Below are 23,765 nucleotides of genomic sequence, written 5' to 3' on the forward strand. Positions count from 1 at the left end.
GTGATGAAACTCAATAAACAGAACCTCAACCGCCTCGCCCCTGAGGTAGCCCTGCCCGCCTACACCCTGAGCGACACCCGCCAAGGCATCGCGCACATCGGGGTCGGCGGGTTCCACCGGGCGCATCAGGCGTATTACACCGACGCGTTGATGAATACCGGCGAAGGCCTGGACTGGGCCATTTGCGGCGTCGGCCTGCGCGCCGAAGACCGCCGCGCCCGGGACGATCTCAAAAAGCAGGATTACCTGTTCACCCTGTTCGAGCTGGGCGACACCGACGACACAGAAGTCCGGGTGATCGGCGCGATTCGCGACATGCTGCTGGCCGAAGACGGCGCGGCAGCGCTGATCGACAAACTCGCCAGCCCCGAGATCCGTATCGTTTCGCTGACCATCACCGAGGGCGGCTACTGCATCGACGACAGCAACGGCGAGTTCATGGCCCAGCTGCCGCAGATCCAGCATGACCTGGCACACCCGGACGCACCGAAAACTGTGTTCGGTTTCCTCTGCACCGCGTTGGCCAAACGCCGAGCAGCCGGCACGCCGGCGTTCACCTTGATGTCCTGCGATAACCTGCCGCACAACGGCGCCGTCACCCGTAAAGCGTTGCTTGCGTTTGCCGCCCTGCGCGATGCCGATCTGCAGGACTGGATCTCCAGCAATGTCAGTTTTCCCAACGCGATGGTCGATCGCATCACGCCGATGACCAGCACGGAACATCGCCTGCAACTGGCCGACAAGCATGCGCTCGACGATGCCTGGCCGGTGGTCTGCGAACCCTTCGTGCAATGGGTGCTGGAAGACAAGTTCGTCAACGGTCGTCCGGCCTGGGAAAAGGTTGGCGTGCAGTTCACCGACGACGTCACGCCTTATGAAGAAATGAAGATCAAGCTGCTCAACGGCAGTCACTTGGCACTCACTTATCTGGGTTTTTTGAAGGGTTATCGCTTCGTCCACGAAACCATGAATGATCCGCTGTTCGTGCAGTACATGCGCGCCTACATGGACCTGGACGTCACGCCGCAACTGGCGCCCGTGCCGGGGATCGACTTGACCGAGTACAAAAACACGTTGGTGGCGCGGTTTTCCAATCAGGCGATTGCCGATCAGCTGGAGCGGGTGTGCTCGGACGGTTCGTCGAAGTTTCCGAAGTTCACCGTGCCGACGATCAATCGATTGATTGCTGATGGGCAGGAGACCAAACGTGCGGCCTTGGTGGTGGCGGCTTGGGCGTTGTATTTGAAGGGTGTGGATGAGAATGGCGATACCTACAGCATCCCTGATCCGCGGGCGACGTTTTGTCAGGCGCTGGTGGCGGATGATGTGTTGATTACACAGCGGTTGCTGGAGGTTGAGGAGATTTTTGGTACGGCGATTCCCCGTTCGCCGGAGTTTGTGGCGGCGTTTGAGTGGTGCTGTAACAGCTTGCGGGATGTTGGGGTGACGCGGACGTTGGAGCGGGTGTTGGCGTAAGTACGACAGTGAACCTGCTGCCGTCTTCGCGAGCAAGCCCGCTCCCACACTCGATCAGTGTCGAACACAAAATCCGTGTCCACTGAAGACCTAATGTGGGAGCGGGCTTGCTCGCGAATGGCTTCACCGAGATCGATCTGACACACCAAGGATCTTCCATGGCAAACCAACAACTATTCCTCGGCATCGACTGCGGCACCCAAGGCACCAAAGCCATCGTCCTCGACGCCATCAGCGGTCAGGTGCTGGGCCAGGGTGCCGCCGCCCACACCTTGATCACCGGCGCCAACGGCCGCCGCGAGCAAGACACCTGCCAATGGCTGGAAGCCTTTGCGCTTGCCACCCGCCGCGCATTGCTCGCAGCGAAGGTCGACGGTCAGGACATTCGCGGCATCGGCGTTTCCGGCCAGCAACATGGGTTGGTGCTGCTCGACGACCAAGGTCAGGTGCTGCGTCCGGCCAAACTTTGGTGTGACACCGAATCCACCCCGGAAAACGACCGTCTGCTTGCCCATTTGGGTGGCGAAAAAGGCTCCCTGGAACGCCTCGGCGTCGTGATCGCGCCGGGCTACACCGTGTCCAAACTGCTCTGGACCAAAGAACAACATCCGCAGATTTTCGCTCGCATCGCCCGCATCCTGCTGCCCCATGACTACCTCAACTATTGGCTCACCGGCCGCAGTTGCAGTGAGTATGGCGACGCCTCGGGCACCGGATATTTCAACGTGCGCACCCGCCAGTGGGACTTGCAACTGCTGCGCGACATTGATTCCACCGGCCGCCTGCAAGCCGCGCTGCCGGAGTTGATCGATGCCCATCAAGCGGTCGGTACGATCCTGCCCAGTATCGCCGAACACCTGGGCATCAACCCGCAGGCGCTGGTCTCCAGCGGCGGTGGCGACAACATGATGGGCGCCATCGGTACCGGCAATATCAAGCCCGGCGCTATCACCATGAGCCTCGGCTCTTCGGGGACGGTGTACGCCTACGCTGATCAGCCGAAAGTCAGTCCGGACGCTTGCGTCGCAACGTTCTGCTCCTCCAGTGGTGGCTGGCTGCCGCTGATCTGCACCATGAACCTGACCAATGCCACCGGCGTGATTCGCGAGTTGTTCGAGCTGGATATCGAACGGTTCAACGATCTCGTCGCGCAAGCGCCAATCGGTGCCGAAGGCGTGTGCATCCTGCCGTTCCTCAACGGCGAGCGTGTCCCCGCCCTGCCCCATGCCACCGGCAGCCTGCTGGGGTTGACGATGACCAACCTGACTCGGGCCAACCTGTGCCGCGCGGTGGTGGAAGGCACGACCTTCGGGCTGCGTTATGGACTGGACCTGCTGCGCCAGAATGGCTTACAAAGCCTGCGCATCTGCCTGATTGGCGGCGGCTCGAAAAGCCCGGTGTGGCGGCAGATCGTCGCCGACATCATGAACACTCCGGTGATCTGCACCGAACAAAGCGAAGCCGCCGCCCTCGGCGCGGCGATACAGGCGGCGTGGTGCACGTCCTGGGCAAACGGGCATGAACACAGCCTGGCGGATCTTTGCGAGCGCTGCGTGACGCTCGATCCGGCCAGCGAAACCTTGCCGATCGCCGAGAATGTGACGGCCTGTCAACAGGCCTACGAACGCTATCAACAGCATGTCGCAACCCTTTAAAGAGTGAATAACTATGTACCTGGTGTGTGGCGAAGCGCTGTTCGATTTCTTCAGTGAAGACGACGCCAGCGGCCTGGCTTCAAAAGTGAATTTCAAGGCGATTGCCGGCGGTTCGCCATTCAACGTGGCGGTGGGATTGCGCCGCTTGGGGGTGGAGGCTGCACTGTTTGCCGGCCTGTCCACCGACTACCTCGGCCGGCGCTTGCAGCAGGTGTTGCAGGATGAGGGCGTGCGCCCGGATTACCTGGTGGATTTCGCGGCGCCCACGACCCTGGCGATGGTGGCCGTCGGTGCCAATGGTTCACCTCATTACAGCTTCCGGGGCGAAGGCTGCGCGGATCGTCAGCTAAAAACCGAGCACCTGCCGGAACTGGGACCTGAAGTGCGCGGCTTGCACATTGGCTCGTTTTCGCTGGTGGTGCAGCCGATTGCTGACACGCTGCTGGCGCTGGTACGCCGGGAAAGCGGCAACCGTTTGATCAGTCTTGATCCGAACGTGCGGCTCAATCCTGAGCCGAATATCGACCTGTGGCGTTCGCGGATTGCCACCTTGGTTGAGCTGGCCGACCTGATCAAAGTCAGCGATGAAGATTTGAGCCTGTTGTATCCCGAACAGGATCCGCAACGGGTGATTGAAGGCTGGCTGCAGCATCGCTGTCAGTTGGTGTTTCTGACCCGTGGTGGCGAGGGGGCGACGGTGTTCAGCAAGGTCCATGGTTCGTGGTCGGTGCCGGCGTGTTCGGTGAAAATTGCCGATACCGTGGGGGCTGGCGATACGTTTCAGGCAGCGCTGATTACCTGGCTGACCGAACAGCAGCTGGACTCGGTTGAGGGCGTGCAATCACTCGGCCGCGAGCAGATCGACGGGATGCTGAAGTTTGCGGTGCAGGCGGCGGCGCTGACATGCAGCAAGACCGGGCCGGATTTGCCGTTTCGGCATCAGTTGGATCTTCGCTGAAGGTGATGGCCTCTTCGCGAGCAAGTCGGATCGCCGCACCGTCGCTCCCACATTGGATCGCGGTCGAATGTGGGAGCGGGCTTGCTCGCGAAGACGGTGTCGCTTACATCACTGATCTTCCGGTGCTAGAGTCGACCTTGAGGTCCCAGCATGTCCAAGGCATCGATACAAAAACCGACGGCGGCTTCGGCAATGGTGGCAGAAGGCTGTTACTGCTTCAGTCGACTTTAGTCGGTAAATGACTGCCCGTTGCCTTGAACGGGGCGCTTTAATCCTGCACCATCCGCCCCAGCTTATTCAAAGGACGGAATTAAAGGCATGCTGGACGCGAACGCAATCCATATTTCCCTCACGCTGGAGGGCGTTTCCGTTGACCTTCAGGTACTCAGCTTCGTCGGTCGCGAAACCCTCAACCAACCGTTCTGTTTCGACATCGAACTGGTCAGCGCCCGCCCCGACCTGAAACTCGAAGAGTTGCTGCACAAGCCCGGCTGCCTGACCTTCGGCGCCACCGGCAAAGGCATTATCCACGGTCTGGTGTACCGCATCGAGCAAGGCGACTCTGGCAAACGCCTGACCCGTTACAGCATCAGCCTGGTGCCGCAACTCGCCTACCTGCGCCATAACCATGACCAGCAGATTTTCCAGCATTTAAGTGTGCCGAAGATCATCGCTCAGGTCCTCGAAGCGCGCGGCATCCTGGCCGACGCCTACAGCTTCCAGCTCGGCGCGATCTACCCGGAACGCGATTACTGCGTGCAGTACGACGAATCCGACCTGCATTTCATCCAGCGCCTGTGCGAAGAGGAAGGCATTCACTTCCACTTCCAGCACAGTGCCAGCGGCCACAAACTGGTGTTTGGCGACGACCAGACGGTGTTCCGCAAACTCGCGCCCGTGGCCTATCAGCAAGACTCCGGCATGGCCGCCGAGAAACCGGTGATCAAGCGCTTCAACCTGCGCCTGGAAACCCGCACCACCCGCGTCAGCCGCCGCGACTACGACTTCGAGAAGCCGCGCATCCTTCCCGAAGGCGCCGCCAAAAGTGAATTCGCCCCGGACCTGGAAGACTACGACTACCCCGGCCGCTTCCTCACTCGCGAGCGTGGCAAGCAACTGGCAACCCGTGCCCTGGAACGCCATCGCAGCGACTACAAACTTGCCGAAGGCAAAGGCGATGAACCCACGCTCGTCACTGGCCACTTCCTGGCCCTGAGCGAACACCCGCGCGCCGAGTGGAACGACCTCTGGCTGCTGCTGGAAGTGGTGCACGAAGGCAAACAGCCGCAAGTGCTCGGCGCAAACGTCACCAGCGACGTCACCCAGAACAAAGACGATTTCCACCAGGGTTACCGCAACCGCTTCCTCGCCACCCCGTGGGACGCGCACTTCCGCCCAGCCCTCGAACACCCGAAACCCAAAGTCCTGGGCAGCCAGACCGCCATTGTCACCGGCCCGCCGGGCGAAGAAATCCACTGCGACGAATACGGGCGTGTCAAAGTCCAGTTCCATTGGGATCGTGACGGTCAGACCAACGATAACTCCAGCTGCTGGTTGCGCGTCGCCACTGGCTGGGCCGGAAATGCCTACGGTGGCATCGCCATTCCACGCGTCGGTATGGAAGTGCTCGTCACCTTCCTCGAAGGCGACCCCGACCAACCGCTGATCACCGGCTGCCTGTTTCACAAGGAAAACGTCGTTCCCTACGACCTGCCGGCGAACAAGACCCGCAGCACGTTCAAGACGCTCAGCTCGCCGGGCGGCAACGGTTACAACGAGTTTCGGATTGAAGACAAGAAAGGTGCGGAACAGATCTACCTGCACGCCCAGCGCGATTGGGATGAAAACATTGAGCATGATCAAAAGATTCGCATCGGCAATGAGCGGCACGACACCGTTGAGGCCAATGTTTTCAGCGAGTTCAAAGTTGAAGAGCATCGGATTACCCATCTGGATCGCAAGACTGAAACCCGGACGGATGATCACCTGACGGTGGCCGTGACGCAGCATGTGAAGGTGGGGACGGCGCAATTTGTCGAGGCTGGGCAGGAGATTCATTACCACGCTGGCGACAAGGTGGTGATTGAGGGCGGAATGGAACTGACGGGCAAGGCTGGCGGGAGTTTCGTCAAGGTTGATGCGGGGGGTGTAACGATTAGTGGGGCTGAGGTGAAGCAGAACTCCGGGGGTGCTCCGGGGGTGGGGACAGGGATTCAGATTCTCGGACCATTACTCCCGGGCGCGGCGGATAAAGACAAATCAGGCAAACTGCTCGAAAGTGCACCTCGGAGTCATAAGGCACGCTACCTGCTTCAGGATGAGAAGACTAGCGAGCCGCTCGCAGGAAGCCCTTACACCTTAAAGCTGGCTGATGGCACACGCATTGCCGGTTACACCAATGAAGAAGGTAAGACGTTTCTGGCCCACAGCACCAACCCGGCGGAAGTTGAGCTGCTAACGCCAATTCGCAAACCAGAGCCTGAGGAGCCATTGATCAGGGCGGGTGAAAGTGCGCCAAAAGAAATGACCATGGACTTCAAAGACGCCAACTCGGAGGGCTGATACATGGCTGTTATGCAACCACCTCAAACACCGCAAGGCTGTACCAACACCAGCATTGAAGGCACGGTAAAACAGGCACCCTTGCCCAATCCCGACAACAAGCCTTACTTGATGGAAAAAGCCAATTACGCGGCCCGGTTTCCAAAGTTATCGATCAAAAAATCTAAGGACGGCGGTGTTACCGGACTAGAACTAAAGCAACTGGTCATGAGTGGACTGATCCGGGCGGATGAGTACCGGTGGGATTTTCGCTGGGACTACAAAGCCGAAGTTTGTTTCGATATGGCCTTCCTTCCACCCAAGCCCTTTCTTAGCTTCTCGTGGATGGGTGACGATGTAAAACCCGACCCGGCACGGCGTCATACCTTGTTCCCGTTTCCCAAAGGCTCAGTCAAAGGATTGCTGCGACGCCCGGATGTCATCATCGTGAAAAGCCGCAGTATCCGCTGGCCGGGACAGGCAGGGGCAGATCATCAAGGCTTTGAGCATCCCGATAATCTGGAGCGTTTGGTTGAAGTGAAGTTTCCGGGAGACAAGTTGTACCCCGATCAAGAGCGTGCATATTTATTGATCGCCGGCGGACGGCGAAAATTCTCGGTTTTGGAGATTAACGATTGTCGTGATGATGGCGATCGCGAACGAGACCGCCAGTACAACCGAGAGCACAAGCCGACGGGGGAATTCAATCCATTACAATGGCCGACGCTTTTACCTCCGCGCAATCCAGATGCACCACCCAGACCGGCACCGGTTCCGGTTCCGGCTTATGGCCCCACCGCCACGCCAAGACCCGCACATGTAGAAAGCTGGACCCAACAGGTTCAGTCCGCAGTGGATAGTCTTTTAGAACAGGGCGCTCAAGGTATCAGACAACTGTCTGAGGAAGTCCAGCAGCATCTGGAAGACGCAGCAACCTGGCTAGGAGTCAAGGGTGATTGGGTCCGTCGCGAATCGCAAAAAGCGTGGGAGTGGGTAAGTGAGACCGGTGCACAGGTGATGCGCTGGACCGATGAACAATTAAGAGCGATCTGGAAAGAAGTGCAGCGATATACGGACATTACGCTTGATGCCCTTCGCCAAGTCGACTGGGTGCAGGTGTTGATTGATGTGGGCATCGTCGCGGCAACCGTTGTCGTTGCTTTTGCTATTGGCGCAGCTGTCGTCGCCGCGGGAATACCGGCAGCCATCGTTGCTGGTCTGCTGGTTATTGTTCGCTTGGCGCAGCTTTCCTGGGCCTTGCTAGCCACCATTTTGGGCGGAGCGGCAATTACCGCCACGGCAACCGCCGGCTAAACGAGAAAGCGCATGAACACATTGGAAAAACTGGAACAACAAGCACCTGACCTTGCCTTCGAATTGCCGGATGGAAAGCCTGTAGTCAGACTCGGGCTGATCCTCACGCTTTATTTCAAACGCGGGTACACAAGCGACACCAAAGAAAATGTCTTGGCGTGCTTCCGTCGTTTTTATGAGGAATATCAGGCACAGCTCAAATGCCTGGTTTATGGTCGCCATCAAAAACTGACCTCCACCAATTTTGAAAAAGCTCAACAGGCCATTTCAAAGAGCGGAGGCAATGACGAATTCAGTATGTTTTTAGGCAGTGCCCCTGATGAGACAGAAGCGGACGAATACTCCTTGTCCGCGATGAACTCGTTTGAGATCCATGGTGACAAACTGCGTTCCTACATCAAACTTGTGATGCCTTGGAACATTCTCAAAGAGACTGACGGCCTTTCACGGTTCCGGGAATGGGCAGTCTACTTGTGCGACCAAGTCAAAGCAGAGCATGGATACGGCGGCTTATCGAGTATTTTGCCGTATGACTACCATGGCTATATCCCAACCGAGTATCAACTGGCTCAGCAGTATTCAGGATTGGAAGTTGACTCCATGCCCCATGCCTCGTCTATCGAACTGCTGGACTCGGTCAAAGGCGTGAATTGGTTTACCGTTTTGGGCGAAGACTTTATTGGTGCTCTCGGCGGCGAATCGTCTCTTCGTCACGCCTTCAGTGGCCGGGGCGACATTACAATTCTCCCGTACAGCAAAGGGCTTATCATTTGCGCAGGTGCATACCCAGAACTCGGGAAGCTGGAGGATGGACTTCCCAGTTCATACGTAGCCGTTAATAGAATAGTCAAACCGGTTCGCATTCCAAACCCTGACCAACTGCATCCTTATTCACCCTACGGTGATGGATTTGAAGAGGAAAGTACTGCCCGTTGGTACGCGCGCTTTGACCAAGATGATGGCAAGACCAAAGCTCCAGCACGATTAGAAGCTGGCCAACTATGCAGCGTAGCAGGCTATTGGTTCAGTCCTGCTCATGCTGGTTCCCGACGCTACTTCAATCAAGGAGAGCTTTTGCCAAGTTTCAGTGGTTCGAACTGGGGCGACACGTTGTGGTATTGGTCTAGTGAAAAGTAGGGACTCCAGCTCAGCGGCCACTTCATGACCCTGAGCGAACACCCGCGTGCCGAGTGGAACGACCTCTGGCTGCTGCTGGAAGTGGTGCACGAAGGCAAACAGCCGCAAGTGCTCGGTGCAAACGTCACCAGCGACGTCACCCAGAACAAAGACGATTTCCACCAGGGTTACCGCAACCGCTTCCTCGCCACCCCGTGGGACGCGCACTTCCGCCCAGCCCTCGAACACCCGAAACCCAAAGTCCTGGGCAGCCAGACCGCCACTGTCACCGGCCCACCGGGCGAAGAAATCCACTGCGACGAATACGGTCGCGTCAAAGTCCAGTTCCACTGGGACCGCGAAGGCCAGGCCGACGACAACACCAGCTGCTGGCTGCGCGTCGCCACCGGCTGGGCCGGCAACGCCTACGGTGGCATCGCCATCCCGCGCATCGGCATGGAAGTGCTCGTCACCTTCCTCGAAGGCGACCCCGACCAACCACTGATCACCGGCTGCCTGTACCACAAGGAAAACGTCGTCCCCTACGACCTGCCGGCAAACAAAACCCGCAGCACCTTCAAGACCCTCAGCTCACCGGGCGGCAACGGTTACAACGAGTTTCGGATCGAAGACAAGAAAGGTGCGGAACAGATCTACCTGCATGCCCAGCGCGATTGGGATGAAAACATCGAGCATGACCAGAAGATTCGCATCGGCAATGAGCGGCACGACACCGTTGAGGCCAATGTTTTCAGCGAGTTCAAGGTTGAGGAGCATCGGATTACCCATCTGGATCGCAAGACTGAGACCCGGGCTGATGATCACCTGACGGTTGCCGTGACTCAGCATGTGAAGGTTGGGACGGCGCAGTTTGTCGAGGCGGGTCAGGAGATTCACTACAACGCCGGGGAAAAGGTTGTGGTTGAAGGAGGCATGGAGCTGACGGCCAAGGCTGGCGGGAGCTTTGTGAAGATTGACGCGGGTGGCGTGACCATCAGTGGTGCGCAGGTCAAGGTTAACTCGGGGGGTGGGCCGGGGTCAGGGACGCCTGCTGCGCCGTTGTTGCCGGGGCCGATGAAGGTGGCGGATGCGGATAAGGCCGGCAAAGTCCCGATACCACTGCCAAAACGCTTGAACGAGTCCGGCATCACGCCGTTGTGCGGCAAACAAAGCAACGGCGCCTGCAGCCGTAAGGATTGCACATGCATGTAAAAGCGTTGAACGCCCTCCTCGCCGAACCCCGCCATTCGTTCGAGCAACTTCCGAGAGAACCGTCGAGCCAGACGCTGTGCTTCATCATCGACCGCACCCGCCAGCCTGAGGCCATGAGCCGCCTCTACCGTGTCGGCGAACCGATGAACTCCCAAGGCTTGTTCATCGGTACCGATTTCGCCGAGATCGCCGCTGACGGCCCCTTGTGGCTCAACGCGCCATGGGGCAGCCGCCTGGCCGCCGAAGCCGCGAAGCTTTGCGAGGAAGACTTTTCCGGCATCGCCCTGACCACTGGCGACCCGGCCAAGGCTTTGGCCCATGCGCGCTGGCTGTTGCGCGCCAATGACGGTTCCGGCGGCCAAAGCCTGCTGAGCTATCACAAACCCAGCCTGTGGGCCGCACTGGCCTACACCGCCGGTGAAACCTCGCACCAGTTCTTCGGACCGTGGCAACACGTCTACACCCCTGCCCCGGCTCATTTCGGTGCCGGCAATGGTAATTGGTTGAGCTGGCGCCCAACCTCGGAACTCGAATGGCTGGGTGACGTCTCAGCGTTCAACATCCCGGAAGATGCACCAAAGGTTCAAGAGCGACTGGGTTGGGTCTACTGGGTCGACGAGCAGTACGCCGCATTTGGCGAACCGACTGTCGAAGAGCTGCCCAACATCGCGGCAAACCTCGATGTGCTGGTCAACCACAACATCTACGAAGGCCGGCATTTGCTCAAACTGGCCCACATCGCCAACGGCCCGCTGCTCGAAACACAGCCCCAGGCTATGGCCATCCTGCAATCCAGGGAAGAGTCGTTCATCAAGGTTGAACAGCTGAAGCAACTCGCTACCAGCGCCGCCTGATGAACCCGTCCGCGTAACGAATGAATGGAAGCATTTATGGAATCCAATACCAGCGCTGTACCTACTGCACCAACAGCCGAACAAACCTGCGCGAAGCCGCCACGGGATCTCGGTGAACAGCCCGATGCACCTGATGAAACGCCCGGCTCTCATGACAAAGTAAAAACGCCGTGCTCAACAACCTACGGCAGCGCGATTTACGACACCGAGAATGAATCGTTCTGGCTACTGCCAGAACGCACGACTTCGGCGCTCAAAGAAGCGGCCAATGACCTGGAGCAAAAAGTAAGTTCAAGCAAGTCTGCCGAGGAACGCAAAAAAGGCCTCTATAGCACTGGTTTGCTTGAATACTTCCTCGAACCCAAGTTGGGTAACTTTCTCGCGGGCGAAGAGCAAGCGCGAATGCTCGGGATTGAAGCGCAATACCCAAGCATCAGTGACCTAGATGCCACGTTGCTGGAGGCGCAGCAACAGAGAAAAGCTGCAACGCCACCGGTTCCGGCTCCCTCGACGCCTCTAACCCGACTGGAACAAGATGACATCAAAAAGTCCGAATGGATGGCAGCGCAACAAGACGCAACGCGGGTGCACGGCGTTCATGCTGAATGGCAAAAGTTGAAGCGCACTGCCATCGTCGCCGCTAAAGAAAAGGGTTACGCCTACGAAAGTGGAAGTCTGTACTCCCCTGAAGCCATTGCCGCGCGCGGGGGCGTCCAGAAATACCTCAAAGCTCGAGAAACCTTACTCAAAGAAAAAGACCTGGCCACATTAGGTTCGGCTGAACTCGCGCCGTTGCTGGCGGAAGACAAAAAACGACTCGACGAGGTCGCGACTTGCGGGGCGAATAACCAACTCCCTCTTTGTACGTACGTGCGCGATCAGGAAGCACAGCGTTTAAAAAGAAAAGCGATCTATGTTGCTTACCTTGAGTCCATTACCAGTGTTGCTCAATACGGAATTGCCTTACCCGAATTCGCCCTGATTCCCGCGAGCGGTGCTTCGGTCGAAGGTGGCGTCGACCTGTTCAAGCAATTCCTGGCGCTTGAGAAAAAGCAGACAGAGGTCAACGAACGCCTCAGCAAAAAATATAAAGGCTGGATCGAAGCAAGCGGCCGGCAGGCCAAAACGCCGGCCAACCTTGTTTCCCTTGAGCGCGCCGAATGGGACCGTCTGCAGGCAGATAAAGAAAAGTTACGACTGCAAGCCGAGAAAAACATGGAAACCGCACCTGTTCGTCGGCATCTGTTGTGGGAGCCCGAGCAGTTCCAGGCCAAACCGATGGATCGGCTGGTCAAGGATGGCTTTCCGCTTCATGAAATGAGCATGCTGGATGACCTCAAGAAACCGCTGACCTACCTGAGCATGTATTCGCTTCCAAGACTTCAAGCCACCGTCAAGAACGACTGGAAAAAGGTCGGCGCCAAAGTCAAAGACCTGACCAAGCGTCCAGGCAACAGCACTGGCAAAGCCGCCACCGACAGTGAATTGAATTTGTTCGGCCAATGGCTCGAACAGGAAGGCGGTCTGCGGATCAAGGACCAGGAAAGCGACTGGTTTTCCCCCGAAGGCTGGTTCGAGATCGAAAAGTTTTACACCTTTCTGCAAACCAGGAATTACAAAGTCACTGCCCTTGATAGTGCCGGCAGCCGCAAGGAATGGGGAGTACGCCTGCAACAGGTGTTGTTCAAAGACAACGTGCGCAAGACCTTTCGCATTTTTGATATCAGCCCCCAAGCGCAACTGGTTCGCTGCCTGACGTCGTCATCCACTGAGATCATTCACGGGTCAACAAAAGTCGAAGGCCCCGCTTTTAGCCTAGCGGAAGGATTTAAAGCCTCGGCTAAAGCGTCATTCGGCGTCGACCTCGCCCGTGGTGAAGTCGAACTGTTTAAAGTCGATCTGCCTGAACGCAGCAAAGCCAAAGAAATCACGTTTACCTATCTAGACGGCCATAGCGTCCAGCAAACACTCAATCTGGGCCGGTTTTCGTTGTATCTCGGCGCCAAAGCCTGGGGCTATGCCGGCGCCTCGCTGCTGCTTTCCTCCGAGATAGCGCTGGACGTTGGCAACGCGGGATTCCATTTGGCTCCACCAGAACCCGTGGTACGGACCGGAGACAAACGCGATTTCGTCCACACCGAAACCAGCGATCAAATCAAGGGAGTCAATACAAACCTGCAAGTGCAGAATGGAGGCAAAGCCGCCTTCAATTTATTCGCCGGTTTGCAATCGGGAATCATGGTGACCGGCGCCTTGAACTGGGCCCCGCCCTCCGAAGTCGCCATGCTACAACGGGCACCCACATCGGGGTCCAAAGACTCGATGAAGACCAACGAGTGGTTCAGCCTCGCTCGTTTGACCGCCGAACTAAATGTGGCCGCAGGTTTGGGAGCAAAGGGCGAAGCGAGTATTTCGTTGTATGACGGCCGGTTGATTTTAGTACTGAAGGCTTCGTTGGTAGCCGGCCCCGGGGTGGGTGGGGCTTTCAAGTTCGAAGTGGGTTACGACGCAGTAACAGAGTTGATCAACTTGTTCCGTCGAGAGCTTTATAAAAACAAGCAAAATCCTTTCTTTGCCATCCCTCCGTGTCAGGCTACCTGTCGCCCTTGTTGATTGACTCATTCATTCAAGAGGGCGAAGGTATTTAGCAATGCCCAAACGTTATGACGACAACTTCAAAGACTGGGTTGTCCTGCAGATGATGCCGCCCCTTAATCGCTCGGTGGCAGAGCTCGCGATTGCGCTCAAACTCACGCCACAGTCACTGCGTAACTGGAGACAAATGGCTAGAGATAAAGGTCTGATCGTGCCCGGGAACGGAAAGACCAGTGATCAATGGTCCAGCGCCGACAAATTCAATGCCGTCATGGAAACCGCACCGTTGAGCGAGGTGGAGATCTCTCAATATTGCCGAATAAAGGGCATTTATCCGGAGCAAATCCAGCAATGGCGCGAAGCCTGCCAAAACGCCAACACCTTGGCTGATCTGAAGCCCAGCGCAGAGAAAACTGCCGAGCAACGACGGATCAAAGAGCTGGAGCGTCAGTTGATCCGATCAGACGCTGGTCGGGCCGAAGCGGAGGCTTTGCTGGAACTCAGAAAAAAAGCCAATGCGATTTGGGGCAAGGACAAGGAAGACTGATCAGCGCCTCTGATCGCACGCAAGCCATGAAGTTGATTACTGAAGCGGTCTTGGGTGGGGCTCGCCGATATCGAGCATGTGATGAGCTGGGACTGAGCCTGCGCACAGTTCAACGTTGGCGACACACCGACGGCGACGGGCGCCTGCTAGCTCAGCGGACAGCACCGTCAAATAAACTCAGCGAGGCAGAACGCCAAGCAGTGCTTGATGCCGCTAATCAGGCTGGCTACGCCAGCCTCACACCCCACCAGATCGTGCCCAAACTGGCAGATGAAGGTATTTATCTGGCTTCGGAATCGACCTTTTATCGCGTATTAAAAGCCGCCAATCAAAACGTTCGCCGTGGTCGGGTCAAAGCCCCGAAACGCAGAGTGCTGACGACACATCGTGCTGAGGGCCCCAATCAGGTTTGGTGCTGGGATATCACCTGGTTGCCGAGCACAGTTAAGGGCCGTTTTTTCTACTGGTATATGGTCAAGGACATCTACAGCCGTAAATTGGTAGCCAATGAAGTGCATGAAGTGGAGTGCGCCGAGCATGCATGTGAGCTGCTTGAAAAGGGCTGTCTACGAGAGCAAACGGCGGGACGTCCTTTGGTGCTGCACTCGGACAACGGCCACGTCATGAGAGGCTCTTTATTACGCGAAAGCATGGTTGCTCTGGGCGTCGAGCCTTCATTTAGCCGCCCGCGAGTAAGCAACGACAATGCCTACGCCGAAGCACTTTTTCGTACGGCAAAGTACTGCCCGCTCTGGCCGGACCAACCGTTTGATACGCTCACTGAAGCAAGGCTTTGGGTGCAAAAATTTATCGAGTGGTACAACGAAGACCACCGTCACAGTGCCTTGAAATACGTGACGCCGAACGAGCGCCACGAAGGCAAGGCAACGGCTCTATTACAAGCCAGAGCAGCACTGTATGAAGACGCCAGGGAAGCTAATCCGAGCCGCTGGAGTACCAGAACGCGCAACTGGAAATTGGCAGATGCGGTGTATTTGAACCCCGAACGCCCTGATGTTAAGGCCGCGATGGCATAGCAGCAGGAGTACCAAGGCGACAGGTACCTTGACACGTACCGCCATCGATAAAAATACAAATGATTACATGTCCAAGCTAAATGCCTTGGCCATTTGCGGCTTTGATATGCCTATGGTCTATATCATGGGAGTGGATGCAGTCATGGCCCTTTATGAGAGTTTGACCGCTACCGGCAAGGGAGGGCCGATTGCAGATACTATTATTTATTATGGGAACCAAGCAGAATTGGAGGAGTGGTGCGTTAACGCGATTCCGGGTGCTTTGGGTCCGCTATTAATGACTTTAATTAGTCCTGCAGACGAGTTCAGCATTATCAGTACCAATTCATCGGGCGATACAGCGAAAGCAGAACGCAAATACGACAAAAGCCAAGCGCACCTGATTCACCAAAAAGCTATTGAGCGTGTTCTTAAGTGGATATTAGATAACGCAAAAAAACAGAATACCGTCGATAAAGCCCAGAGCCAGTTCGAGGAGATCTGCATGTGCATGAATCGCTTTGGATTAAAGCCAGCGAATGAACGGCAATTTTATTGTGAAAATCGACTGGCGCTTGATAACTTTATGTCAGACGCAGTCCTAAGACTTGCCGATCCAGAAAACGACAAAATGCGTACTCGATATGCTCAACATGTAAAATTGTTAGGCGCAAATAGTGACAATTACTGCCAGCGCAGCCAATTTTATGGCCGAACATATATACCCGCTGGCAAAGCCAAGTACATTGCTCCAGACCAGTAGAAACTGAGGACAACACATGCGCCAAAAATTCACATTCGTTACTGTAGTTTTTTCCCTGCCTTTTTCTTGCCAATTGCTTGCAAAGCCTACGGCTGAATTGAATGCAGCCAAGCAAACAGGAATAGCTCTTTACAATCAGTACAAGATGGCGCCTGCAATACAGCATTTGACGATAGCTGCAAAAGGTGGCGATGCGGAATCCCAGTACTATTTAGCTGAATCAATTAGAAATACAAAACGCTACATGACCGAGGATGCGCAAAAGTGGTACGAGGAATCGGCGAACCAAAATAACGTTTATGCGATGATACAGCTCGGACGAAGTGGTGATAATCTCTGTGTCAACATGGGCAACTGCCCTGAAAGCACAAAAACACCGGCGCAATGGTTGAAAGGCGCGCTAGATTTGACGAAACCTGTTGCTGAAAGTGGTGATCCCGAAGCGATGTACTTAATGTATGAACTAACGCTTAAGGAGGAATGGCTTGAGAAATCTGCAAATTCTGGATATGCATTAGCTCAATACTGGATGGCAATTGGAACTAGGCAAGGGGACGGTTTCTTCTTGCCATGGAAGCGGCATGAGGCAATTGGAAATTGGCTGAAACTATCTGCAGAAGGAGGATACCCCCCTGCAATGATGGAATACGCTGCGTTTATTTATGAAGATCAAGGTGATTTAACAGTCGCTCGCCATTGGATTGTCGAAGCAGCTAAAAAAGGGTACAAGTCAGGCGTCAGCAGTTACGGCGCATATTCAGCCCATTCACCATCGCTTTTTGACTTCCCATTAGATAGGGTTAAAGGTTATGCACTGACCTCGCTACTATCTGAACTTGACGGTGGCGGAGATGTACAGGTTTACGTAAATGAAACCCTTCCGGAAATTGCCGAAAAAATGACACCAGAACAAATTTCAGAAGCTAACGAATTTGCAAAAAACTGGAAAGCGACTCATCCACCTCTGTCGTTTTTTCCGGAAAAGTTGAGCCGTTAACATTGATTAAGAAAAGTCTATTTACCGCACTGTTAATTATTGCGCTTGCAAATCCATCATCCGCCGAACTTTCCTCGGAACAGCAAGCAGCAAAAATACAAGGAATAATTCTCTACAATCAGTACAAAGCCGTTACTGCTGCCTCCTTCCTGACCATTGCCGCGGAAGCCGGCGATCACGAAGCACAGTATTATCTGGGAGAGTCGCTCAGGAGAAAAAATCACTATATGAATCCTGAAGCACGTAATTGGTATGAGGCGTCGGCTGCCCAAGGTGATCTATACGCAATGATCCAACTTGGGCGTAGCGAGAAGGATTTGTGCACGTATTCAAACGACTGCCCTCCCGATCAAAAAATGCCGATTGAATGGTTAAATCAAGCTAAACATATAGCCATGGCCAAGGCGATCCAGGGTGACGCAGAGGCCATGTATGTAATGTACGAGCTGACTGTAGACGAAGAATGGCTTGAAAAGTCAGCGGTAGCTGGTAATGCATTTGCTCAATATTGGATGGGCGTAGGTTACCAACAAGGCGAAGGCTTTTTCTTGCCATGGAAGCGTAGAGAGGCCGTAGAAAAATGGTTTAAAGCTTCCGCCGAAGGTGGTTACCCGAAATCAATGATGGAATATGCGGCGATACTGTTTGAAAAGGGAGATATCGAAGGCTTTCGGCATTGGAATGAACAAGCAGCACTGACTGGCTACGCGGAGACAGTTTATGGATACGGCTCCTATCTCGCACATGAACCCGATACATATGGCTTTCCACTCGACATCATAAAAGCTTATGCACTTGTATATTTACTTTCAGAGCTGGATGGCGGCGGCGGAATGCAAGTCAATGTCGAATATAAACTTCCTTTAATTTCCGAAAAAATGACACTTGAGCAAATTATAGAGGCCAAAGAATTTGCAAAAAACTGGAAGGCCACTCATTCGCCCTTATCTTTTTTCCCAGACAAGCTGAGCCGCTAGAGCCTATTGAAAGCTCACCTCCGAGATCCAGTGAGCACTCAACCCTCGCCGAAGAATTGGAAGCAGTAAACGGAAAGAATTGATTCGCAACGATCAATATGAACCGCACTTCCTGCTTCCACTTCCTTATCGCTTAGCGTCAGACCGGTGCCTTCCACCCCATCATCTGCTGCTGCGCAACCAGCAGCAAATCGCACCCATCCTGCGTCAGCAGATAAAGCGCGTGAGTAATGTGCGGAATGTCTTGAACATCACCGTGCTTGAAGCATTGGCAATGGAGCGTTTCAAGTAACTGGCTGGCGGCTCGGACACGCTGTAAAGCCGCTTCGAGAATGTCTTGGGGATCGGCCTCTGTATCGATGACCATTGGGTTTGAGTCGGTAACGCTGCTTTTGATTGAACGATAACGATCGGGAAACGGGTTGAACGTTGGCATAAGAATTACTCATACGTTAGTTAAGTAACCGTCAGCACCGTGACCAAACGATGGAGGCGGACTGTGTACAGGCTTGGTCAACCGATAACCCGCACAACTCGGCTCGCCCGAAGGCGTCCAGCACACAGCCGCCATAACAACGCACAACGAAGACAAAGATGTCCGCAGGGCGAATGATGGCACATATGTGTGCGGGATATCAGGTGACCAAACCTGCTCGCTGATTTTGCAGCGAGGTCAAACAGTAAACGCTGGTAGCTTGCCGGCGAAAGACGACAAAGAGTCCGAGCGTGTAGGAACACGCCGAACCTCTCTCAGTTTTTTTACCCACATGAAACCTCTGTCAGAAACCTCCTCACGACGGGCGGCACTCTGTCGGGTTAACCATCGCTTAACCCCGCGGTCCAAAACTTTACTGGACCGCACGCCTTCAGACTCTTCTGACGCCCAGTGCGGCAGGTTCGGCGCCTCACACGCCGAGCTGACTTTACGCCTGCACCGGAGACCCTTCATGAACATGCGCACCTTGCTGATGACCACCGCCCTCGCCTGCACCGCGTTCGCCGGACTGGCTCAGGCCAATGACACTTCAACCTCCCAGGCCACGCCCTATCACTACGGCATGCCGCTTCACGTGGGTAAGGTCGTTTCCCTGACTGAGCCGAGTACGCTGGATTGCAAAGTGGTAACGGCCGAGATGAAGTACATCGACACCTCGGGCAAGCCTGCGGAAATCACCTATCGGAAGCTTTCCGACGCTTGCAGTTATCAAAACTGACTGAAAGGTCTGATTCAACACTTTGCGGTATTCCTGTGAGGGGTTCTGGCGCTATGCTTAGCACCTCCCCCCCACTGCCGCAAGGATTAGCCATGCAGTTATCGTTTCGTGCCTTGTCGACCTTCACATCCCTTCTGTGTTTTTTGCTGGCCCTGGTCTGGGGTTTGATGCCAGACGGGTTGCTGTCAATCTGGAGCATCGAATATTCGTTGGCGGTGGGCGTTGTCGCGCGGCGCAGCGCGGTGCTGTTCGCGGTGTTGGGCGTGATGTTTTATCTGGTTCGAAACGAGCCACCTTCAAATACCCGCCATGCGTTGAGCAATGGCTTCATGGTCGGCTGTTGGGGGTTGGCAACACTGGGCTTCGGCGAATGGCTCAATGGCCATGCCGGTCCGGGCATACTGCTTGCTGTGATGGTCGAACTGGCGCTGGGCCTGGCGTTTCTCCAGACCAAGCGCGTGTCGGTGGAGCTCGAAACCGCAGGTTAAAGCGCTTTCCTGTGTGGATGCAGAGGCTGGGCAATGACATCCGCTTGGTGCTGCATGTCAGAGCGCAGTCCAGCAATCAGGTCGCTTATTTCTCGGCAACCATTTAGCTGTTGAGCATTTATTCCGGTCTTTATTAGATCGAGGTGATCGGTTTCACGATCGGAATACACCTTGACGGTCATAGACAGGTCCGGCGACAGCGTGCACTGACAACGTTTCGGCAGAAAACTGCTTTCAATGATATTGCGAAGTTCCAAGGCAGAAAGAAACATGTCGACCCTCTCTTTAATGTGAGACTGCCAATCAGCTATCGATACTGACTCAATGAAATCCTCGGTCAGTTCAAGACCAGATACAGCATAAAACATGCCCAGGATTTCGCCCTGCAGCTCATCGGTAAATCAAAGATTTAGCGAAACTACTGCTAAATGGCCTCATGCAATCTGCAAGAAAGGCCGGTTGTAACCCTGCAAAATGCACACTTCCCTGATGTTTGCATTCGCCGCTGACGGCAGTAAGAATGCGTCCAGACATTCAGTATCCACCGACCCCACACACACGCAAGGAGGCATCATGGGTTCTTTGACCTGTATCACTACCGTCGGGCTGATTGTTGCCGGGCTATCGACCATCGCTCACGCCGCGAAACTCGAAGAGGTTGCGCCGTTCCCCAAACCTGAAAGCGGTTTCACCCGCCAAGTCATTCACCTTGCCCCACAGACTCAGGAAGACAGCTTCCAGGTCGAGATCCTCGCCGGCAAAACGCTGACCGTCGACTGCAATCGCCAACGTCTGGGCGGTATTCTTGAGGAGAAAAACCTCGAAGGCTGGGGCTATCCGTTCTATCGTCTGGAAAAAGTCATCGGCCCGATGAGTACGCAAATGGCCTGCCCGGATGGCAAGAGCAAAAAGGACTTCGTGCCGGTGGTCGGTGACGGGTTCATGCTCCGCTACAACAGCAAACTGCCGATCGTGCTCTACGTGCCCAAAGACGTCGAAGTCCGCTACCGGATCTGGTCGGCGTCGAGCAAGGTCGAGACAGCCATCCAGGAATAACCCGCCACAGGAGCGCCATGTTGATTACCTGCCACGTCAAATATGTGATCGATCCGTATCAACTCAGTGAATTCGAAGCCTACGCCAAGGCCTGGCTGGGCATCGTCGAGCGTTTGGGCGGTACGCACCACGGATACTTCCTGCCGTCCGAGGGCGCGAGCAATATCGCCTACTGCCTGTTCAGTTTTCCTTCGCTGGCGGACTACGAAAGCTACCGGCATATCGCGATGACTGACGCCGAAAGCGCCGCGCTCGTGGCTTCGCTGGTCGAGAAGAAGTTTATCGTCAGTTATGAGCGAACCTTCCTGCGCCCGCTGCTGGCCTGACATCCCTTACACCGGGGCGCCGCTCAATGCGGCGCGTTCGGCCACATGCCGCAAACTATCAAAATTGATGTTGGCCCCCGAGTCGATGGCGACCAAGGTCTGACCTCGGCTACCGGTTTGCGCCACGTATTTTTTGATGCCGGCCACGGCCAAGGCACCAGAAGGCTCGGTGATCGAGCGGGTATCGTCGTAAATATTCTTGATGGCGGCGCAGAGTTCGTCGTTGCTCACTGTGATCACTTCATCGATGCAGAACTGGCAGACTTCGTAGCCATAGGCGCCGATCTGCGCCACTGCCACGCCATCGGCGAAGTTTCCTACACTGGGCAGGACAACTCGCTCACCCGCCTGTAATGCGGCGTACAGACAGGCGGAATGTTCTGACTCGACGCCGATGATGCGGACTTCAGGTCGCAGGTATTTGACGTACGCTGCGATGCCGGCGATCAAACCACCGCCGCCCACCGGGACGAAGATCGCATCAAGCGGCCCTTGATGCTGACGCAGGATTTCCATGGCGACGGTGCCCTGCCCGGCGATCACGTCCGGGTCATCGAAGGGCGAGACAAAGGTGCGACCGGTTTGCCGCGCCAGGTTCAATGCATAGTCCAGCGCAAATGGAAAACTCTCGCCATACAGCACTGCATCGGCGCCCCGACTGCGCACACCGAGCACCTTCAACTCCGGCGTCGTGCACGGCATCACAATGGTTGCGGCGATCCCCAATTCACGCGCCGCCAGCGCCACACCTTGGGCGTGATTACCTGCCGAAGCCGTGATCACGCCGCGAGCCTTTTGCTCATCGCTCAGTTGCACCAGTTTGTTGTAGGCACCGCGGATCTTGAAGGAAAAGGTCGGCTGCAAATCTTCACGCTTGAGCAGAATCTGATTACCGAGCGCCTCGGACAGCGCCGGCGCCGGTTGCAACGGCGTACGCACAGCGAGCTCATAAACTGGCGCGGCAAGGATCTTTTTCACGTAATGCTCAAGCAAAGCCTGCTGGGCGGGGATGCTGCTCATGGTCGTCTCCTGACTATGATCGGAGCCCAAGAGACAGAAAGTAAAAACCCGCCTCTAGGGCGGGTTGGGTGCTGCAGTCGTGAGCTAGCCCGCCAAATAAGGAATGGCGGTAATAATGCTTGGCTGGCAGCGCAATACGGTGGAAGTCATGGCTGGAAATTAGCCGGCCGCTGATGGCAAGTCAATGGCCAATTTTCTTCGGCCTCTGTAGGCTGGCGATTCTGCTCATCGTCCCAAGGAAGGAAACCATGAAGTCTGTCGCCCTGCCCCTCATTGCCCTTATTGCCTTTGCGGGTTACACCGCGTCGGTGATGCTCCAGGCCGAACAGTCGTTGATCGATTTCGGCATCAGCCTGATGTCGCGACCTGATACTGCGCAGGTGGTGATTGATCTTTACCTGCTGGCGACGCTGGCCGGGATCTGGATGTACAAGGATGCGCGCAAGCGTGGACAGTCGGCACGGTCGGTGATGCCCTACTTGCTGATCACGGCGATTTTTGTGTCCGTTGGGCCGTTGTTGTATTTGGTCGTACGGGGGTCTCAGGATCAGAAAAAGTCCGTTGAGGCACCTCAAGAGGTCTGATCCAGGAGTTGTTGTGCCGTTGAGATTGCCTTCGCGAGCAAGCCCGCTCCCACATTTGACCGAGTTGACTCAGATCTAATGTGGGAGCGGGCTTGCTCGCGAAGGCGATCTCACAGCCACCGAAGTTATTTCGCCAACCGCCTGAGCCCGAGCACCATCACTCCAGCTCCCATCATCATCGCGGTCAGAAACAGCGGATATGAAACCCACCACGGCACGCCCGCCGTCATCATGCTGAACTCGGACATGCCGCCAATACTTGCAATCAGGTTCAGTGGCAGAAACACCACAGTGATCAACGTCAGTTTGCGCAACAGGGTGTTCATGCTGTTGTTCATCAGGTTGCCCCGGGCGTCGATGAGGCCAGAGAACACCGTGGAGTAAATTTCTGCCTGTTTGTAGCACTGGTTGTTTTCGATGATCAGGTCGTCGATCAGCCCAATGGCTTCGGCGCTGAAATGCTCCTTTGCAGCGTGATTGCGCAACCGGGTCAGGACTGCGCCGTTACTGTGAATCGCGTTGATGTAATAGATCAGGCTTTCGCTGAGGTTGAACATCTGGACCAGGTGCTGATTCTGCATCGACGCGTTGAATTTCTGCTGCAACTCCCGGGCAACCAGCTTGATCACCTTCAGGTGGCCCAAATAGTGATGGATGTTGTTGAACAGCAGGTCGAGCAACACATCCAGCGGCGTGTTCAGAGGCTGGCGCATGCCGAGGCCACTGAGCGGAGAGTCGTCAGTGGCAATCACCAGCAAACGGTCCTCGGAAAACAGCAAACCGCAGGACGACACTTCGAAGGCCAGGCTGCCGGCACCGGAATAGTTTTCCGGGCGTTTCCAGATCAGGAACAGGTTGTCGGGGTGAAACTCGATGCGTGACACCTCGTCGGGGTCCAGGGCCGAGGCCAGGGCATGTTCATCGACTTTGAAATGGCTGTGCAGCAAGTCCCGCTCGGCCGCATCGGGGTTGCTGAACAGCATCACTTCGGCGTCCAGCCGTTCGACCGCTTTCAGGGCGCCGTGAATCAGTTGAAAGCGCTTGATCATTCGTCGC

20 protein-coding genes and 2 pseudogenes are annotated in these 23,765 nt (G+C 55.7%); 18 read left to right on the top strand and 4 right to left on the bottom strand.

Annotated features, from left to right (window positions below):
• Positions 1-3: 3 nt before the first annotated feature.
• From ACYZTX_RS17270 to ACYZTX_RS17330, 13 genes and pseudogenes are all read left to right on the top strand, one after another.
• A complete protein-coding gene (locus ACYZTX_RS17270; protein ID WP_462035091.1) occupies positions 4-1,476 on the top strand; it encodes a mannitol dehydrogenase family protein in 1,473 nt (490 codons plus the stop codon).
• Between the two features lie 158 nt (positions 1,477-1,634).
• The gene (gene xylB, locus ACYZTX_RS17275) at positions 1,635-3,131 is read left to right on the top strand and encodes a xylulokinase (protein ID WP_462035092.1); all 1,497 of its coding nucleotides are present in this window, start codon (positions 1,635-1,637) and stop codon (positions 3,129-3,131) included.
• Between the two features lie 13 nt (positions 3,132-3,144).
• A complete protein-coding gene (locus ACYZTX_RS17280; RefSeq protein ID WP_462035093.1) occupies positions 3,145-4,089 on the top strand; it encodes a carbohydrate kinase family protein in 945 nt (314 codons plus the stop codon).
• Between the two features lie 318 nt (positions 4,090-4,407).
• On the top strand, positions 4,408-6,651 hold the full coding sequence (locus ACYZTX_RS17285; protein WP_462035094.1) for a type VI secretion system Vgr family protein: 2,244 nt from the start codon (positions 4,408-4,410) through the stop codon (positions 6,649-6,651).
• A gap of 3 nt (positions 6,652-6,654) precedes the next feature.
• Positions 6,655-7,944, top strand: coding sequence for a VRR-NUC domain-containing protein (locus ACYZTX_RS17290; protein WP_461964114.1), 1,290 nt, complete (start codon positions 6,655-6,657; stop codon positions 7,942-7,944).
• A 12-nt stretch (positions 7,945-7,956) separates the two neighbouring features.
• Positions 7,957-9,081, top strand: a complete 1,125-nt coding sequence (locus tag ACYZTX_RS17295) for a type VI immunity family protein (RefSeq protein WP_462035095.1) — start codon at positions 7,957-7,959, stop codon at positions 9,079-9,081.
• A 9-nt stretch (positions 9,082-9,090) separates the two neighbouring features.
• Positions 9,091-10,272: pseudogene (gene tssI, locus ACYZTX_RS17300) on the top strand (type VI secretion system tip protein TssI/VgrG); the annotation flags it as partial.
• Positions 10,263-11,126, top strand: a complete 864-nt coding sequence (locus ACYZTX_RS17305) for a DUF4123 domain-containing protein (RefSeq protein WP_462035096.1) — start codon at positions 10,263-10,265, stop codon at positions 11,124-11,126. The pseudogene tssI and the gene ACYZTX_RS17305, both read left to right, overlap by 10 nt.
• A 36-nt stretch (positions 11,127-11,162) precedes the next feature.
• On the top strand, positions 11,163-13,739 hold the full coding sequence (locus tag ACYZTX_RS17310) for a hypothetical protein (RefSeq protein ID WP_462035097.1): 2,577 nt from the start codon (positions 11,163-11,165) through the stop codon (positions 13,737-13,739).
• Positions 13,740-13,776: 37 nt separating this feature from the next.
• Positions 13,777-15,305 (top strand): IS3 family transposase gene (locus ACYZTX_RS17315; RefSeq protein ID WP_462033591.1). Its coding sequence is split into 2 segments (ribosomal slippage): positions 13,777-14,242 and positions 14,242-15,305, totalling 1,530 coding nucleotides; the frame shifts between segments, so codons are not numbered across the junction.
• Between the two features lie 28 nt (positions 15,306-15,333).
• Complete coding sequence (locus tag ACYZTX_RS17320; protein WP_462035098.1) at positions 15,334-16,047, top strand: hypothetical protein; 714 nt, start codon at positions 15,334-15,336, stop codon at positions 16,045-16,047.
• A gap of 16 nt (positions 16,048-16,063) precedes the next feature.
• Entirely contained in the window at positions 16,064-17,044 is a 981-nt protein-coding gene (locus tag ACYZTX_RS17325; protein WP_462035099.1) for a tetratricopeptide repeat protein, read from the top strand.
• A 5-nt stretch (positions 17,045-17,049) separates the two neighbouring features.
• A complete protein-coding gene (locus ACYZTX_RS17330) occupies positions 17,050-18,021 on the top strand; it encodes a tetratricopeptide repeat protein (RefSeq protein WP_462037062.1) in 972 nt (323 codons plus the stop codon).
• 139 nt (positions 18,022-18,160) lie between these two features.
• Here ACYZTX_RS17330 and ACYZTX_RS17335 read toward each other — a convergent pair whose 3' ends face one another.
• Positions 18,161-18,457, bottom strand: a complete 297-nt coding sequence (locus tag ACYZTX_RS17335; RefSeq protein WP_462035100.1) for a hypothetical protein — start codon at positions 18,455-18,457, stop codon at positions 18,161-18,163.
• A gap of 511 nt (positions 18,458-18,968) precedes the next feature.
• On the opposite strand from ACYZTX_RS17335, the gene ACYZTX_RS17340 reads away from it, so the two are divergent.
• A complete protein-coding gene (locus tag ACYZTX_RS17340) occupies positions 18,969-19,235 on the top strand; it encodes a DUF2790 domain-containing protein (protein WP_462035101.1) in 267 nt (88 codons plus the stop codon).
• Between the two features lie 92 nt (positions 19,236-19,327).
• Entirely contained in the window at positions 19,328-19,723 is a 396-nt protein-coding gene (locus ACYZTX_RS17345; RefSeq protein WP_462035102.1) for a hypothetical protein, read from the top strand.
• Here the strand turns inward: ACYZTX_RS17345 and ACYZTX_RS17350 are convergent.
• A complete protein-coding gene (locus tag ACYZTX_RS17350) occupies positions 19,720-19,995 on the bottom strand; it encodes a DUF1652 domain-containing protein (RefSeq protein WP_462037063.1) in 276 nt (91 codons plus the stop codon). The two genes, ACYZTX_RS17345 and ACYZTX_RS17350, sit on opposite strands and share 4 nt — an antisense overlap.
• Positions 19,996-20,296: 301 nt before the next feature.
• Between ACYZTX_RS17350 and eco the strand changes: the two genes are divergently transcribed.
• Together eco and ACYZTX_RS17360 are read left to right on the top strand one after the other, a co-directional pair.
• On the top strand, positions 20,297-20,779 hold the full coding sequence (eco, locus tag ACYZTX_RS17355; RefSeq protein WP_462035103.1) for a serine protease inhibitor ecotin: 483 nt from the start codon (positions 20,297-20,299) through the stop codon (positions 20,777-20,779).
• Positions 20,780-20,799: 20 nt separating this feature from the next.
• The gene (locus ACYZTX_RS17360; RefSeq protein ID WP_074876451.1) at positions 20,800-21,105 is read left to right on the top strand and encodes an NIPSNAP family protein; all 306 of its coding nucleotides are present in this window, start codon (positions 20,800-20,802) and stop codon (positions 21,103-21,105) included.
• A 24-nt stretch (positions 21,106-21,129) separates the two neighbouring features.
• On the opposite strand, the pseudogene ilvA reads toward ACYZTX_RS17360, so the two are convergent.
• A pseudogene (gene ilvA / locus ACYZTX_RS17365) lies at positions 21,130-22,125 on the bottom strand (threonine ammonia-lyase, biosynthetic); the annotation flags it as partial.
• A gap of 248 nt (positions 22,126-22,373) precedes the next feature.
• Here ilvA and ACYZTX_RS17370 point away from each other — a divergent pair.
• A complete protein-coding gene (locus ACYZTX_RS17370) occupies positions 22,374-22,709 on the top strand; it encodes a DUF2834 domain-containing protein (RefSeq protein ID WP_462035104.1) in 336 nt (111 codons plus the stop codon).
• Between the two features lie 125 nt (positions 22,710-22,834).
• Here ACYZTX_RS17370 and ACYZTX_RS17375 read toward each other — a convergent pair whose 3' ends face one another.
• Positions 22,835-23,758, bottom strand: a complete 924-nt coding sequence (locus tag ACYZTX_RS17375) for a magnesium transporter CorA family protein (protein ID WP_462035105.1) — start codon at positions 23,756-23,758, stop codon at positions 22,835-22,837.
• Positions 23,759-23,765 lie beyond the last annotated feature (7 nt).

It is taken from the genome of Pseudomonas sp. MDT1-17 (assembly GCF_054898105.1).

Excerpts from the sequence above, each read along its gene's own strand:
- ACYZTX_RS17270 (WP_462035091.1), top strand. The coding sequence starts at position 4 with ATGAAACTCAATAAACAGAACCTCAACCGCCTCGCCCCTGAGGTAGCC.
- xylB (WP_462035092.1), top strand. The coding sequence starts at position 1,635 with ATGGCAAACCAACAACTATTCCTCGGCATCGACTGCGGCACCCAAGGC.
- ACYZTX_RS17280 (WP_462035093.1), top strand. The coding sequence starts at position 3,145 with ATGTACCTGGTGTGTGGCGAAGCGCTGTTCGATTTCTTCAGTGAAGAC.
- ACYZTX_RS17285 (WP_462035094.1), top strand. The coding sequence starts at position 4,408 with ATGCTGGACGCGAACGCAATCCATATTTCCCTCACGCTGGAGGGCGTT.
- ACYZTX_RS17290 (WP_461964114.1), top strand. The coding sequence starts at position 6,655 with ATGGCTGTTATGCAACCACCTCAAACACCGCAAGGCTGTACCAACACC.
- ACYZTX_RS17295 (WP_462035095.1), top strand. The coding sequence starts at position 7,957 with ATGAACACATTGGAAAAACTGGAACAACAAGCACCTGACCTTGCCTTC.
- ACYZTX_RS17305 (WP_462035096.1), top strand. The coding sequence starts at position 10,263 with ATGCATGTAAAAGCGTTGAACGCCCTCCTCGCCGAACCCCGCCATTCG.
- ACYZTX_RS17310 (WP_462035097.1), top strand. The coding sequence starts at position 11,163 with ATGGAATCCAATACCAGCGCTGTACCTACTGCACCAACAGCCGAACAA.
- ACYZTX_RS17325 (WP_462035099.1), top strand. The coding sequence starts at position 16,064 with ATGCGCCAAAAATTCACATTCGTTACTGTAGTTTTTTCCCTGCCTTTT.
- ACYZTX_RS17335 (WP_462035100.1), bottom strand. The coding sequence starts at position 18,457 with ATGCCAACGTTCAACCCGTTTCCCGATCGTTATCGTTCAATCAAAAGC.
- ACYZTX_RS17340 (WP_462035101.1), top strand. The coding sequence starts at position 18,969 with ATGAACATGCGCACCTTGCTGATGACCACCGCCCTCGCCTGCACCGCG.
- ACYZTX_RS17345 (WP_462035102.1), top strand. The coding sequence starts at position 19,328 with ATGCAGTTATCGTTTCGTGCCTTGTCGACCTTCACATCCCTTCTGTGT.
- ACYZTX_RS17350 (WP_462037063.1), bottom strand. The coding sequence starts at position 19,995 with ATGTTTCTTTCTGCCTTGGAACTTCGCAATATCATTGAAAGCAGTTTT.
- eco (WP_462035103.1), top strand. The coding sequence starts at position 20,297 with ATGGGTTCTTTGACCTGTATCACTACCGTCGGGCTGATTGTTGCCGGG.
- ACYZTX_RS17370 (WP_462035104.1), top strand. The coding sequence starts at position 22,374 with ATGAAGTCTGTCGCCCTGCCCCTCATTGCCCTTATTGCCTTTGCGGGT.
- ACYZTX_RS17375 (WP_462035105.1), bottom strand. The coding sequence starts at position 23,758 with ATGATCAAGCGCTTTCAACTGATTCACGGCGCCCTGAAAGCGGTCGAA.